Here is a 12,790-nt window from a genome sequence, read left to right as displayed (position 1 = left end):
CGAAAGCGGTCTATCAGTCAACATCTGCATCGACTGACCCGCCGCATTCGCGAGCAAGCCCGCTCCCACATTTAACCGCGTTCCAACATCAGATTCGGGAGATCTCAACCATGCGCATCGCCCTAGACCCCTACATGTACCGCCACCTGCCCCTGGGCCAGATGGTCGACAAGGTTGCCGAGCTCGGCTACCAGCACATCGAACTGTCCCCCCGGGAAGACTTCCTGCCGTTCTACAAGGCACCACGCGTCGACCGGGCGCGCATCAAGGAGTTTCGCAAAGCCTTGAGCGACACCGGGGTGCAACTTTCCTCCTTGCTGCCCATGTACCACTGGGCTGCCGCCGACGAAGGCCTGCGGGTTGCCGCCGTGCGCAACTGGAAACGCGCGATCCAGATCGCTGTGGAAATGGACTGCGAGCTGGTCAACACCGAGTTCACCGGCCAATCGGATAACCCGCTGGTCTGCGAAAACCAGTTCATGCGCTCCATGGATGAGTTGATGCCGGAGTTCGAACGTGAAGGCATCAGGCTGGATATCCAGGCGCACCCCTATGACTTCTGCGAGCGCAACAACGAATCGGTGGACATCATTCGCGGTCTGGATCGTGACTGGATCAACTACCTCTACGCCGCACCCCATACCTTCTTCTATGACGACGGCAAGGGCGACATCGCCTCGATGCTCAAGTACGCCGGCAGTAAGCTGAGCCACCTGATCATCGCCGACACCTACAACCACAAGGCCTCTTCCGGGCTGCGCTACATCGTCAACCCGCCGGGCGTTACCGCCACCGTGCACCAGCACTTGGACATCGGCCAGGGCGAAGTGGACTGGGAGGCGTTTTTCAGCACCTTGCGAGAGATCAAATTCGACGGCATCGCCACGGTCTCGGTGTTTGCCTGGGAAGACCGGCCGGATGAGTCCAACCGGATGATGCTGGAGCGGGTGACCCGTGAACTCTGCCAGTAGATCGTTCCCACCATTGTGGCGAGGGAGCTTGCTCCCGTTCGACTGCGCAGCAGTCGCATCAAGCACGACAGAGGCCTGACTGATATACCGCGAGTTCTGGTTTTGGGGGCGCTTCGCACCCCAACGGGAGCAAGCTCCCTCGCCACACTCAATCATGGAGTACCTGTATGCGAATCGGACTGGTTGGATACGGCCACGGTGGCCGTTTTTTTCATGCGCCGCTGATTGCCAGTCTTCCGGGGGCAACCTTTGTCGGGGTGGTCACTCGCTCACCGGAGCGACGCCAGTTGCTGGCCACCGAACACCCTGGGGTCAAGGCGTTCGATAACATCGGCCAGATTGTGGAGGCCGGCATTGATGCCCTGGTGATTTCCACCACGCTGGAAGGGCGTCCGGCATTGGTGCTGGAAGCGATTGAACACGGTGTGGCGGTGGTCAGCGATAAACCCTTCGCCAGCGATGCCGCCGAAGCGTTCGAGTTGATTGCCGCCGCCGAGCGCCAGGGCGTGTTGCTCAGCGTCTATCAGAACCGGCGCTGGGACTCGGACTTCCTGACCCTGCGCAAGCTGATCGACAGCGGTGCCCTGGGCACCATCACTCGCTTTGAATCCCGGGTGGAGCGCTACAGCCCGAAATCCGTGGGCAATGCCAGCGGTGGCGGGTTTCTGCGGGACCTTGGCAGCCATCTGGTGGACCAGGCGCTGCAACTGTTCGGCCCGGTGGATCGGGTCTTTGCACAAGTGCATTACACCGCCGAACACCCGGACGTCGACCATGGCTTTTTTGCCTCCCTGACCCACACCAACGGCGTGATCTCCCATCTATGGGGCAGTGCCCTGCAAAATAGCCAGGCCCCGCGGTTTCGGGTCAATGGCAGCCAGGGGTGTTACACCGTCGACGGCCTGGACGGCCAGGAAGAGGCGCTGATGGCTGGCCTGACCCCGAAAACCGAAGGTGAGCACTGGGGCGCGGAAGAGCACCGGCGCTGGGGCTGGTTCGAGCAAGGCCCGGAGCGTGAGCGGGTGCCGTCGGAAAAAGGCCGCTGGAATCAGTTCTACCAACAGTTGCAACGTGCTGTTCACGGGGAAGGGCCGTTGCCGGTAAACGCCCGTGATGCCCTGGCAACTACCCGGGTACTGGACGCGGCGCGGCTGAGTTCCAAGCGTCAACAAGTGGTGGAAATGGCTGCGATTGAGGTCCATGGAACGAAAATAGAATAAAATTCTAAAATAGGTTGATATGGAAATTATTTTCCAATAAAGTCATTTCCAGGTTGCCAAAAGTGCTGTCCCGACCTGCCATCAAGGCGATTCTGGCGGCTCAACAAAAACAAGATCAAAAACAACCAGGTACCGTCAGATGAAAATCTTCAACGCTGTACTGCGAATTTTACGCCCTGCCCATACGCCACGCGGTCTGCCCCGCGCCCGGCCGTTTTACTTCTCCTTCCTCAATGTGCTGTGCGTCGAAAACAAAGGCGCGCTGGTCTGCTGCATTCCAGGCGCACCGATTGTTCGACTGCCGACGTCGCAAGGCCCGCTCTGACCAACGTAACGTCCAACAAAACCAACAAGAATGTGGAGACAGACCGTTCATGAAGACCCCGATCCGTTTTACCGCGCTGGCCCTGTCCATGATGCTGGCCAGCGGTTTCGCTGCGGCCGCCGATATCAAAGTGGGCGTGAGCATGTCCGCCTTCGATGACACCTTCCTGACCTACCTGCGCGAAGACATGGACAAGCAAGCCAAGTCCTATCCCAAGGGCGATGGCATGCAGCTGCAGTTTGAAGACGCCCGCGCCGACGTGGTCAAGCAACTGAGCCAGGTCGAGAACTTCATCAGCCAGAATGTCGACGCCATCATCGTCAACCCGGTGGACACCGCTTCGACGGCTAACATCATCAAGGCCGCCACCGCCGCGAAAATCCCGCTGGTGTTCGTCAACCGTCGTCCTGATAGCCCGACACTGCCTGCGGGCGTCGCGGCGGTGGTTTCCAATGACGTCGAAGCCGGCAAACTGCAAATGCAGTACATCGCCGAAAAGCTCGGCGGCAAGGGCAACATAGTGATCCTGCTGGGTGACCTGGCGAACAACTCCACCACCAACCGCACCAAGGGTGTGAAGGAAGTCCTGGCCCAGTACCCGGGCATCAAGGTCGAGCAAGAGCAGACCGGTATCTGGTTGCGTGACAAGGGCATGACCCTGGTCAACGATTGGTTGACCCAGGGCCGCGACTTCCAGGCAGTGTTGTCGAACAACGATGAGATGGCGATTGGCGCCTCCATGGCGCTGAAATCAGCGGGCAAGAAAGGCGTATTAATTGCGGGTGTCGATGGCACGCCGGACGGCTTGAACGCGATCACCAAGGGTGACATGACCGTGTCGGCCTTCCAGGATGCCAAGGGCCAGGCGAACAAGTCGGTGGAGACGGCGCGCAAGATGGCCAAGAACGAACCCATCGAGCAGAACGTGGTGATCCCGTTCCAGCTGATCACCCCGGACAACGTCAAAGATTTCAAGTAGCCCTTCATAACAACAATAAGCGGGCAGGGTGGCCACGGTCGCCCTGCTGATGGAGTACTCGATATGCTCGCTCAAGCCACTCTCTCGCAGCCTCCCGGCGTCCAGCCCGCGCTGCTGGAAGAACCCTACCTGCTGGAAATCGTCAACATCAGCAAAGGCTTTCCCGGCGTCGTGGCCCTGGCCGATGTGCAACTGCGGGTGCGCCCCGGTTCCGTGCTGGCGCTGATGGGTGAGAACGGTGCGGGCAAGTCGACGCTGATGAAGATCATCGCCGGCATCTACCAGCCTGACACCGGGGAAATCCGCCTGCGTGGCAAGCCGATTGTGTTTGAAACGCCGCTGGCGGCGCAGAAGGCTGGGATCGCGATGATCCACCAGGAACTCAACCTGATGCCGCACATGAGCATCGCCGAGAACATCTGGATCGGCCGCGAGCAGCTCAATGGCCTGCACATGGTCAACCACCGGGAAATGCATCGCTGCACCGCGCAACTGCTGGAGCGCCTGCGGATCAACCTCGATCCCGAGGAGCAGGTCGGCAACCTGAGCATCGCCGAGCGGCAGATGGTGGAGATCGCCAAGGCGGTGTCCTATGACTCCGATATCCTGATCATGGACGAACCCACTTCCGCGATTACCGACAAGGAAGTGGCCCACCTGTTTTCGATCATTGCCGACCTGAAATCCCAGGGCAAAGGCATTATCTATATCACCCACAAAATGAATGAAGTGTTCGCCATCGCCGATGAAGTGGCGGTGTTTCGCGACGGCGCCTATATCGGCTTGCAGCGGGCCGACAGCATGAACAGCGACAGCCTGATCTCGATGATGGTGGGCCGCGAACTGAGCCAGTTGTTCCCTGTGCGGGAAAAGCCCATCGGCGATTTGCTGTTGTCGGTGCGCGACTTGCGCCTCGATGGGGTGTTCCAGGGCGTGTCCTTTGATCTGCACGCGGGGGAGATCCTCGGTATTGCCGGGCTCATGGGCTCGGGCCGCACCAACGTTGCGGAAACCATCTTTGGTATCACTCCCAGCAGTGGCGGTGAGATCAAGCTCGACGGCCAGACGGTGCGCATCAGCGACCCACACATGGCCATCGAAAAAGGCTTCGCGCTGTTGACCGAGGACCGCAAGCTCAGTGGCCTGTTCCCTTGCTTGTCGGTGCTGGAAAACATGGAGATGGCCGTTCTGCCGCACTATTCAGGCAACGGTTTTATCCAGCAGAAAGCCCTGCGGGCCCTGTGTGAAGATATGTGTAAGAAGCTACGGGTGAAAACCCCGTCCCTTGAGCAGTGCATCGACACGTTGTCTGGCGGTAATCAGCAAAAGGCCTTGCTGGCCCGCTGGTTGATGACCAACCCGCGCCTGTTGATTCTGGATGAGCCGACCCGTGGCATCGACGTCGGCGCCAAGGCTGAGATCTACCGGTTGATTTCCTACCTGGCCAGCGAAGGCATGGCCGTGATCATGATTTCTTCGGAACTGCCGGAAGTCCTGGGCATGAGCGACCGGGTAATGGTGATGCACGAAGGCGACCTGATGGGCACCCTGGACCGCGCCGACGCGACCCAGGAAAAAGTCATGCAACTGGCTTCCGGTATGACGGCGGTCCACTAACGAATAGAAAGCACGGGCCTGCGACTGAGCCTGCGCCACGCGATAAAAAAAGGTGAGTGGTTATGAACGCGATACTGGAAAGCAAACCCGAGGAAAAGAAGTCCGAGGAGAAGAAACCTGCCGCGGCACCGGTCAAGAGCCGTCGACGGTTCCCGACCGAGTTGAGCATCTTCCTGGTGCTGATCGGCATCGGCCTGGTGTTTGAAGTGTTCGGCTGGATCGTGCGCGATCAGAGCTTTTTGATGAACTCCCAGCGCCTGGTGCTGATGATCCTGCAAGTGTCGATCATCGGCCTGCTGGCGATCGGCGTGACCCAGGTGATCATTACCACCGGTATTGACCTGTCTTCAGGCTCGGTGCTGGCGCTGTCGGCGATGATCGCCGCCAGCCTGGCGCAAACGTCCGACTTTTCCCGGGCGGTGTTTCCGTCCCTGACCGACTTGCCGGTGTGGATACCGGTGGCGATGGGGTTGGGTGTGGGGCTGCTGGCGGGGGCGATCAACGGCAGCATCATCGCGGTTACCGGGATTCCACCGTTTATTGCCACCTTGGGCATGATGGTCTCGGCCCGTGGCCTGGCCCGCTATTACACCGAAGGCCAGCCGGTGAGCATGCTGTCGGACTCCTATACCGCCATCGGTCACGGTGCGATGCCGGTGATCATCTTCCTGGTGGTAGCGGTGATCTTCCATATTGCCCTGCGCTACACCAAGTACGGCAAGTACACCTACGCCATCGGTGGCAACATGCAGGCGGCGCGGACCTCGGGGATCAACGTCAAGCGCCACCTGATCATCGTCTACAGCATCGCCGGCTTGCTGGCGGGGCTGGCGGGCGTCGTGGCGTCGGCACGGGCGGCGACCGGGCAGGCAGGGATGGGCATGTCTTATGAGCTCGATGCGATTGCCGCGGCAGTGATCGGCGGTACCAGCCTGGCAGGTGGGGTAGGGCGCATTACCGGTACGGTGATTGGCGCGCTGATCCTCGGGGTGATGGCCAGCGGGTTTACCTTTGTGGGTGTGGATGCGTATATCCAGGACATCATCAAGGGGCTGATCATCGTGGTGGCGGTGGTGATCGACCAGTATCGCAACAAGCGCAAGCTCAAGCGCTGAGCATATTTCACGGCTAGCGCAGAACCAAATGTGGGAGCGGGCTTGCTCGCGAAGGCGGTGGGTCAGTCAACTATGCATCAGCTGACCCACCGCCTTCGCGAGCAAGCCCGCTCCCACATTTAACCGTTTGTCTTCTATATAGCTCCACAACAGTGAATTTCTTGCTATAAACGCACTCCGATGACCGTTCGCCGAGCCCGTCCTGGTGCCTTTGGGGGTTATCTTGGAAAAATTGCCTGTCATTTCAGTTGCTGAGCCCTCAAGTCGGCCTTAGACTGCCGCCCCTCGTAAATTGAGTGCCGGGTGGCGCTTGGAATGGACGGCGCCTTTCCGAGACCTGCAAGGGTCGGCCGGAACGCTCCCTTATTCGCCTTAATGCACGTATTTTTTATAGAGAAATCAATGACAAAGGAAAAGTTGCTGGCCATGCCGGCGGATGACTACATGAATGCCGAGCAGCACGCTTTTTTCGAGCAGTTGTTGCAAGACATGAAAGTGGAACACCACGAGCGCATTGAACAGAACCGTATCGCCATTGAAAGCCTGGACACCCCGGCTGACCCGGCGGATGCCGCTTCTGTTGAAGAAGAACGCACCTGGCTGGTGAATGCCATCGACCGCGACCAGCGTATGCTGCCGCAACTTGAGCAAGCCTTGGGCCGCATCAAGGAAGATTCCTTCGGCTGGTGCGATGACAGCGGCGAGCCTATCGGCCTCAAGCGCCTGCTGATCAGCCCGACCACCAAGTACTGCATCGAAGCGCAAGAGCGCCACGAGCAAATCGACAAGCATCAGCGCCAAGCTTGATGTGATGTTGCAGGAGCGAGGCGTGCGCCTGATGCTTGCTCGCTCCTGCAATAGGTCTCGCTCGGCTGAAGTTCAGGCTGCTTAGTCTGAAAATCCCCCCGTCAGCGCACCGCCGAGCCCTTCGGCGAGTCGACTCGCGATCTGTCCTGCACCCTCTCTCATGACGTCCTGTCAGCCGCTGGCGAAGATTGTTACGGGTTATGCAATGAAGCTCTTCCGGGGATAGCTTTTTCCTGTTGGAGGAAACCAGTAGCATGGTGAATATTGTTAGGTAGCTAACTAACTCCCTGGAGAATCTCCATGCAAAGCAAAGTCGATGTGGCCGTGATGATTGGCAGTGGTGTACCGGCTACCCTGCGTGCGCTGGGCCAGAAAGCCTGTTGGGTAGTGCTGCTCAATGGCGAGCAGCGAGGTACGGCTTTCGCCAGTCGTGATGAGGCCGAAGAATGCAAGGCTGCCTGGCAGGCGCTGCTTCAAATGGAGCAGTCAGACAGCCTGCATTAAAAACGGGTGGGGGTGGGTGCAGGCGTTGTTCGGTTTGTCTAAGGCAATCACACAATCGGTATCTAGGATGTCAGCGCCCCGGAGTCGACTGCGGTCTTGAGGGCTTTGGCAGCATCCTTGGCAGCGGTATCGGCCGCGTCTACGGTTTTGAACCAGCGATCCTTTTCCACCTGGTGAGTCGTGACGGTAGTCAGCGGTGCCTTGGCCCGCATCACAATCACGGCCTGGAACTCACCGTCTACCTCCCTGGCTTCGCCATGGATGAAAAATTCGCCTATATCAAATTCCGTCACGTAAAGCCTTCCCTTGGAGGTAATTGCGCTGATGAAGCCTGCCCCACGGGGGGCCTGCTTCAGTGGACGGATGAGTATGGCAGTTGTTGTGCTCGGGTGGCGCAGTAAAGTCATCGATGTGACGAAACGACCACGTTGGCGTTCAACGCATAGAGGGTAACTTCCAGTTCCTTGGCCAGCGCACAGGCCTGGTTATGGTCACTGCGAAATCCTTTGATTCGGCCACTGGGTACTTCCAGGATATGGAAAAAGTTCTTGCCGGCGGGTATGACTCGATAAAGCGCCGAATGCAGGCACCCGCCATCGGCATACAGGTTGTAGAATGGCTTCGGGTTCAGGCTGGGTGAGCCCATAGGGGACAGTGCAGCGTCGCGTTGAAGTTGGAGTAGTGGCATCGTCAGCTCCCGTCGATCAGTCGTGTTGACCCGCTTGCAGTATTTCGAGTGGTTTTGACCCGTGTTGCTGTTTTAGTATTGTCGTCAGCATCCGGCGTCTGGTTCCATTCAATGGATGTCCTTTTATGTTGGCTGTCGGAATTCTTCTTTTTTAAATGGGTTATTCTCTGAAGCAGGTCCTCCAGTATTCTCTGGCGGTCGAACCTGTGATTTCCTGCTACGCCTGATGACCTTGCACAAGGTGCGTTGGGCGTGCCTGTATTAGGCTTGCGGTGCAGCAGTGAGGGATCTTCTTCAGTTTTTCAGTGTTCTTGTTGTGTGATCGTGCCGAATCGGCCGCTTTTTCGTGCTGCGCGCTTGGGTGGGCAGCACCTTTTTTGATGTGGGGGCGTTTCCTTGGCAGTCAGTAATCTGGATATGCACGCGCTATTTGTGCTGGGTGATTTGCGCGCAAAGTTGGTCAAGCAGTTTCAATCTCGTTTCGTCTACATCACTGAACAGACGCCTGAAGGTATTTACATCGCCGAACTCGATACCGAAACGGCACTGGTCGTCGACGACAAACAGCACCTGGAACTCAAAGTGGGCGATCATTTTCGCGCCGCGGTACTGCCCAGTCGCGAAGGCGGGAAGTTCGAGCTCAAGTTCCGTGAGATCAAGTTGACGGTGTATGGCTTGGGCGACTATGCCTTTGTTTCCTCGACCGAAGGTCAGGGCATCGTGTTCAAGGAAGGCCATAGCGTCATGCTGGTATTCGCGGCCAATGAGCAGCTACAGGAAGGCCTGACCAAAACCCTGAAAGCCGTGACCGGCAAGGCCGCCAAATGGCGCAAGGGTGAACTCGTGACCTTCAAGGCCAGCGAGTAATGAGCCTGGACCGGGCCCGGTTCCATCAGCAGCACCTGGCGGATGCCCAGACCAAGGCCAGCGAGTTGCTTGCCCGCAAACCCGAGTTGCAAGGGGCATGGTTAAGTTGGGTGGCCAGTCAGTTGTATGAACTTCGTCCCGCCGAGTACGCCAGCATGGTGCGCCGGGAGTTGCAGCGTTTACACAGCCTGCCGTAAGACCCGCAATACATCGTGTTCACCGGAACCTCTACTACAGTTGAGTTGACTTAAGTATTCAGAGGCTTTTGCGGTGTGACAGCAAAGCCGTCCGCTATTGCTGTGTCAAACACGAGGTGTAAGGCATGAAGGGATTTCGAATGTTGTTGGCGGCGTCACTGACGACCCTGGGGTTGTCGGCGGCTTCACTGCCGGCATCGGCGGCTCAGGCGCCGATTCATTTTGCTGACCTGAACTGGGAAAGTGGCAGCCTGATCACCGAGGTCCTGCGCCTGATCGTCGAAAAGGGCTATGACTTGCCCACCGACACCTTGCCCGGTACCACCATCACGCTGGAAACCGCCTTGGCGAAGAATGACATCCAGGTGATTGGCGAAGAATGGGCAGGTCGCAGCCCGGTGTGGGTCAAGGCTGAGGCCGAAGGCAAAGTGCTGGGCCTGGGGGATATCGTCAAGGGCGCCACCGAAGGCTGGTGGGTTCCGGAATATGTCGTCAAGGGCGATCCGGCCAAAGGCATCAAACCCCTGGCTCCGGATCTGCACAGTGTGAAGGACCTTGCGCGTTACAAGGACGTGTTCAAGGACCCTGAAGCGCCAAGCAAGGGCCGCTTCCTCAACAGCCCGATTGGCTGGACCTCGGAAATCGTCAACAAACAGAAACTCAAGGCCTATGGGCTTGACGACAGTTATGTGAATTTTCGCAGTGGTTCGGGCGCCGCGCTGGATGCCGAGATTGCCTCGTCGATCCGCCGTGGCAAGCCGGTCCTGTTCTACTACTGGTCACCCACGCCGTTGATGGGGCGCTACAAGCTGATCCAGCTGGAAGAGCCAGCCTTCGACGCCGAAGCCTGGAAAACCCTGACCGACGCCGACAACCCCAACCCGAAACCGACCCGTTCCCTGGCGTCCAAGTTGAGCATCGGGGTGTCAGCGCCGTTCCAGAAAGAGCATCCACAGATCACCGCATTCTTTACCAAGGTTGATTTCCCGATCGAACCCCTGAACCAGGCCCTGGCTGATATGAGCGAAAAGCACACGGCGCCGCGCGAGGTGGCGCAGGCGTTTCTCAAGGCTCATCCTGAAGTCTGGAAAGCCTGGCTGACGGACGATGTGGCACAGAAGGTTGAAGCGAGCCTGAAATAACACCCGATCCTAGGGTCGGATACCGATCAAATGTGGGAAAGCCTGTAGCCGCTGCCGAGGCACGAGGCTGCGATGCGTGTCCGCAGGACCGCCCTAGGGGCCGCTACGCAGCCCATCGCAGCCTCGTGCCTCGGCAGCGGCTACAAACGCCTTCGCGAGCAAGTCGCACCGCCGCTCCCACATCCAGCATTAGAACTTGGTCTGCACCGCCACCTCAAAGGTCCTGGGTGATCCGAGGTAGTACGCCGGCGACACATGGGCAAACTCGGCATACACCTCATTGGTCAGGTTGCGCACGCGGCCGGTCACTGAGGTGTGCTGATCCACCTTGTACGTCAGAAACGTCCCAAACAAGGTATAGGCCGGCACCGTCATCGTGTTGGCATTGTCGGCATACACCGCCGCCACATACCGCGCATCCACACCGCCTTGCCAGTGCGGCGAGAAGTCATAGGTCAGCCACAGATTGCCCACCCGTTTTGGCACGTTGGTTGGTGTGTTGCCCTTGCGCGACACCACCGCGCCGCTGGCGATCTTCTCATTGAAGTCATCGTACTCGGCATCGACCCAGGCGAAGTTGCCTTCGGCCAGCAGCCTGGGTGTGATCCGCAACGAACTGGCCAGCTCGATACCCTTGGACGTTTGCGCGCCCACCGGAATGCTACGGGTAGGATCCAACGGGTCGGTCACGGCGAAGTCCTTGCGTTCGATCTTGTAGGCCGCGACGGTGGCCGAACCTCTGCCGTCCAGGTAGTCGAACTTGCTGCCCACTTCCCACTGCTTGCCAGTGGACACATCGAATACCTGGGTGGTGCTCGAAGGCTGCTCGGCGGCGGTGCTGTATTGCACGTAGACATTGGCTGACGGAATGAATTGATACGTCAGGCCTATCCGCCCTGTAACGGGTTCCCAACTGCGCTTGAGGTGCCGAGGGTTGCTGGCTGTCACCTCGCGGTGGTTGGTCACGTCCAGGTCAATGGCGTCGTAGCGCAGGCCCGTGAGCAAAGAGAGCTTGTCGGTCAACCCCAGGCGGTTTTCCACGAACAGCGCCTTAGTGGTCACTTCGTTGGTCTTGTCCTTGATAAACCCGGGCGTGGTGCCGGGAAGGTCATAGAAATGCCCCGGATCATAGCTGTTCGGGTTCACGGTGCTGTTGCCCGGCACGTTCAGCGGGTGGTTGGTGGTGCTGTTGACCTTGTACTCGAAACCTCCGGACCACGTGGTGGCCAGGCCGAAGAACGTGTCTTCGTGGCTCAGCTCGAACTGGTTGCCGTTCTGCTGGCCTTGATGACGGACTTGATACGCGGTCGAGCGATTCACTGCGCTGTTGTCGGCGTTGTACTGATACGTCTCCAGGTTGCGATAGTCGCGTTGGCTGTCTAGGTGATAGAGGGTGTTGCGCAGGCGGGTGTTGTCGTTGATCCGGTAGTCGATGATCGACCGCACCCAGATCGTGCGCTGTTCGTAGCGACCGTCGGCGACGTTGTAGTTATTGAAGCGGTTGTGTTTGTCGATCTTCAACTCGCCGGCCTTGGGATTGAGCACTGGCGTGCCCCAATAGGGGCTGTCTTCGTGTTCGTCCTGGTACTCCAGGGCCAGGGTGTGGGACAGGTCGGGTGTGAAATCGCTGAGCAGCGAAAAAGCCACGCTCCAGGCATCGCGTTGCTGGCGGTCGATGTAGGTGTGGTTGGTGTTGCGGCTCACATCCAGGCGCGCGTAATGCTGGACCTCGGCGTCAGGCTCGGTCAGGGCATGGTTGAGGCCGAAGGCGATGCCGGCGGTGTCGTAGCTGCCATAGGTGAGTTGGCCCTCGGCCGCTTGTTCTTCTCGAGTGGCCAGTTTGGTCACATAGTTCAACGAGCCGCCGACGGAACCGGCGCCGTTGATCAGGGAGGAGGGGCCGCCCACCAGTTCCACCCGGTCATAGATCCAGGAGTCCACCGGTCGTGCCAGACCTCCGGATACGGCGACGCCGTTGAACATCTGGGTGATCTGGCTGCTGGTGAAGCCGCGATAGGAGACAAACCCGCCAAACCCCGGCGGCGCACTGGCGTTGACACCGGGCAGCGTGTTGGCCGCTTCGCGGAAAGTCCTGGCGCCATGGCGTTCGATATCGTTGCGGTTGGCGATGCTGATGGACGCCGGGGTTTCCCGCACGCTCAATCCCAACCGAGAGGCCATGCCGCTGGACTGGTCCAGTGCCAGGCCCGGCTCGGCGGCTTGCTCGCCATCAATGGTGGTGGGTGCCAGTTCAATGGCCCAGGCGCTGACAGGCAGGCAGCCGAAGAGGCCCGCCAACAAAGGTAAATGTTTCATCGGTACATCCTGAAAAACGTGGCTTGAAAGCAACGCACAGCC

Annotated in this window: 14 protein-coding genes; 11 read left to right on the top strand and 3 right to left on the bottom strand. The window is 58.9% G+C overall.

All coding sequences use genetic code 11. The features are described 5' to 3' along the window. Nucleotides 1–110 precede the first annotated feature (110 nt). The 8 genes from J7E41_RS21855 (at nt 111) to J7E41_RS21820 (ending at nt 7,538) form a co-directional block, all read left to right on the top strand. Nucleotides 111–971 carry a sugar phosphate isomerase/epimerase family protein gene (locus J7E41_RS21855; RefSeq protein WP_214996131.1) on the top strand — a complete coding sequence of 287 codons (861 nt, stop codon included), beginning with the start codon at nt 111–113 and terminating at the stop codon, nt 969–971. 167 nt (nt 972–1,138) lie between these two features. After that, nucleotides 1,139–2,191, top strand: coding sequence for a Gfo/Idh/MocA family protein (locus J7E41_RS21850; protein WP_214996129.1), 1,053 nt, complete (start codon nt 1,139–1,141; stop codon nt 2,189–2,191). 139 nt (nt 2,192–2,330) lie between these two features. Beyond that, a complete protein-coding gene (locus tag J7E41_RS21845) occupies nt 2,331–2,516 on the top strand; it encodes a hypothetical protein (protein ID WP_155586303.1) in 186 nt (61 codons plus the stop codon). Between the two features lie 49 nt (nt 2,517–2,565). Further along, a complete protein-coding gene (locus tag J7E41_RS21840; protein ID WP_214996127.1) occupies nt 2,566–3,495 on the top strand; it encodes a sugar ABC transporter substrate-binding protein in 930 nt (309 codons plus the stop codon). A 63-nt stretch (nt 3,496–3,558) separates the two neighbouring features. Further along, entirely contained in the window at nt 3,559–5,112 is a 1,554-nt protein-coding gene (locus J7E41_RS21835; protein ID WP_214996125.1) for a sugar ABC transporter ATP-binding protein, read from the top strand. A 62-nt stretch (nt 5,113–5,174) separates the two neighbouring features. Further along, nucleotides 5,175–6,227: an ABC transporter permease gene (locus tag J7E41_RS21830; protein WP_214996123.1), complete on the top strand. Its 1,053-nt coding sequence runs from the start codon at nt 5,175–5,177 to the stop codon at nt 6,225–6,227. 402 nt (nt 6,228–6,629) lie between these two features. After that, nucleotides 6,630–7,034, top strand: a complete 405-nt coding sequence (locus J7E41_RS21825; RefSeq protein WP_010173153.1) for a TraR/DksA family transcriptional regulator — start codon at nt 6,630–6,632, stop codon at nt 7,032–7,034. Nucleotides 7,035–7,334: 300 nt separating this feature from the next. Then, the gene (locus J7E41_RS21820) at nt 7,335–7,538 is read left to right on the top strand and encodes a hypothetical protein (RefSeq protein ID WP_155586307.1); all 204 of its coding nucleotides are present in this window, start codon (nt 7,335–7,337) and stop codon (nt 7,536–7,538) included. A 62-nt stretch (nt 7,539–7,600) separates the two neighbouring features. On the opposite strand, the gene J7E41_RS21815 is transcribed toward J7E41_RS21820, so the two are convergent. Both J7E41_RS21815 and J7E41_RS21810 read right to left on the bottom strand, forming a co-directional pair. Then, a complete protein-coding gene (locus J7E41_RS21815; protein WP_178123635.1) occupies nt 7,601–7,831 on the bottom strand; it encodes a hypothetical protein in 231 nt (76 codons plus the stop codon). Nucleotides 7,832–7,941: 110 nt separating this feature from the next. Further along, nucleotides 7,942–8,226, bottom strand: a complete 285-nt coding sequence (locus J7E41_RS21810) for a hypothetical protein (protein WP_251029616.1) — start codon at nt 8,224–8,226, stop codon at nt 7,942–7,944. 417 nt (nt 8,227–8,643) lie between these two features. On the opposite strand from J7E41_RS21810, the gene J7E41_RS21805 reads away from it, so the two are divergent. The 3 genes from J7E41_RS21805 (at nt 8,644) to J7E41_RS21795 (ending at nt 10,432) form a co-directional block, all read left to right on the top strand. Continuing rightward, nucleotides 8,644–9,093, top strand: a complete 450-nt coding sequence (locus J7E41_RS21805; RefSeq protein WP_214996209.1) for a hypothetical protein — start codon at nt 8,644–8,646, stop codon at nt 9,091–9,093. Beyond that, a complete protein-coding gene (locus tag J7E41_RS21800; RefSeq protein ID WP_214996121.1) occupies nt 9,093–9,290 on the top strand; it encodes a hypothetical protein in 198 nt (65 codons plus the stop codon). The genes J7E41_RS21805 and J7E41_RS21800 overlap by 1 nt, the downstream gene beginning before the upstream one ends. Before the next feature lie 125 nt (nt 9,291–9,415). After that, nucleotides 9,416–10,432, top strand: a complete 1,017-nt coding sequence (locus J7E41_RS21795) for an ABC transporter substrate-binding protein (protein WP_214996119.1) — start codon at nt 9,416–9,418, stop codon at nt 10,430–10,432. A gap of 189 nt (nt 10,433–10,621) precedes the next feature. Here the strand turns inward: J7E41_RS21795 and J7E41_RS21790 are convergent, their stop codons facing one another. Continuing rightward, a complete protein-coding gene (locus tag J7E41_RS21790; RefSeq protein WP_214996117.1) occupies nt 10,622–12,748 on the bottom strand; it encodes a TonB-dependent receptor in 2,127 nt (708 codons plus the stop codon). Between the last annotated feature and the right edge of the window lie 42 nt (nt 12,749–12,790).

Origin of the sequence: Pseudomonas fluorescens (assembly GCF_018614655.1) — a bacterium.
In the GTDB taxonomy this organism is placed as follows: domain Bacteria; phylum Pseudomonadota; class Gammaproteobacteria; order Pseudomonadales; family Pseudomonadaceae; genus Aquipseudomonas; species Aquipseudomonas fluorescens_BX.
The sequence above is the reverse complement of the archived record's forward strand: the minus strand, read 5'-3'. Positions and strand labels throughout refer to the sequence as shown.

What these genes read in the sequence shown, in the direction of transcription:
- J7E41_RS21855 (WP_214996131.1), top strand. Translation starts at nt 111, where the DNA reads ATGCGCATCGCCCTAGACCCCTACATGTACCGCCACCTGCCCCTGGGC.
- J7E41_RS21850 (WP_214996129.1), top strand. Translation starts at nt 1,139, where the DNA reads ATGCGAATCGGACTGGTTGGATACGGCCACGGTGGCCGTTTTTTTCAT.
- J7E41_RS21845 (WP_155586303.1), top strand. Translation starts at nt 2,331, where the DNA reads ATGAAAATCTTCAACGCTGTACTGCGAATTTTACGCCCTGCCCATACG.
- J7E41_RS21840 (WP_214996127.1), top strand. Translation starts at nt 2,566, where the DNA reads ATGAAGACCCCGATCCGTTTTACCGCGCTGGCCCTGTCCATGATGCTG.
- J7E41_RS21835 (WP_214996125.1), top strand. Translation starts at nt 3,559, where the DNA reads ATGCTCGCTCAAGCCACTCTCTCGCAGCCTCCCGGCGTCCAGCCCGCG.
- J7E41_RS21830 (WP_214996123.1), top strand. Translation starts at nt 5,175, where the DNA reads ATGAACGCGATACTGGAAAGCAAACCCGAGGAAAAGAAGTCCGAGGAG.
- J7E41_RS21825 (WP_010173153.1), top strand. Translation starts at nt 6,630, where the DNA reads ATGACAAAGGAAAAGTTGCTGGCCATGCCGGCGGATGACTACATGAAT.
- J7E41_RS21820 (WP_155586307.1), top strand. Translation starts at nt 7,335, where the DNA reads ATGCAAAGCAAAGTCGATGTGGCCGTGATGATTGGCAGTGGTGTACCG.
- J7E41_RS21810 (WP_251029616.1), bottom strand. Translation starts at nt 8,226, where the DNA reads ATGCCACTACTCCAACTTCAACGCGACGCTGCACTGTCCCCTATGGGC.
- J7E41_RS21805 (WP_214996209.1), top strand. Translation starts at nt 8,644, where the DNA reads ATGCACGCGCTATTTGTGCTGGGTGATTTGCGCGCAAAGTTGGTCAAG.
- J7E41_RS21800 (WP_214996121.1), top strand. Translation starts at nt 9,093, where the DNA reads ATGAGCCTGGACCGGGCCCGGTTCCATCAGCAGCACCTGGCGGATGCC.
- J7E41_RS21795 (WP_214996119.1), top strand. Translation starts at nt 9,416, where the DNA reads ATGAAGGGATTTCGAATGTTGTTGGCGGCGTCACTGACGACCCTGGGG.
- J7E41_RS21790 (WP_214996117.1), bottom strand. Translation starts at nt 12,748, where the DNA reads ATGAAACATTTACCTTTGTTGGCGGGCCTCTTCGGCTGCCTGCCTGTC.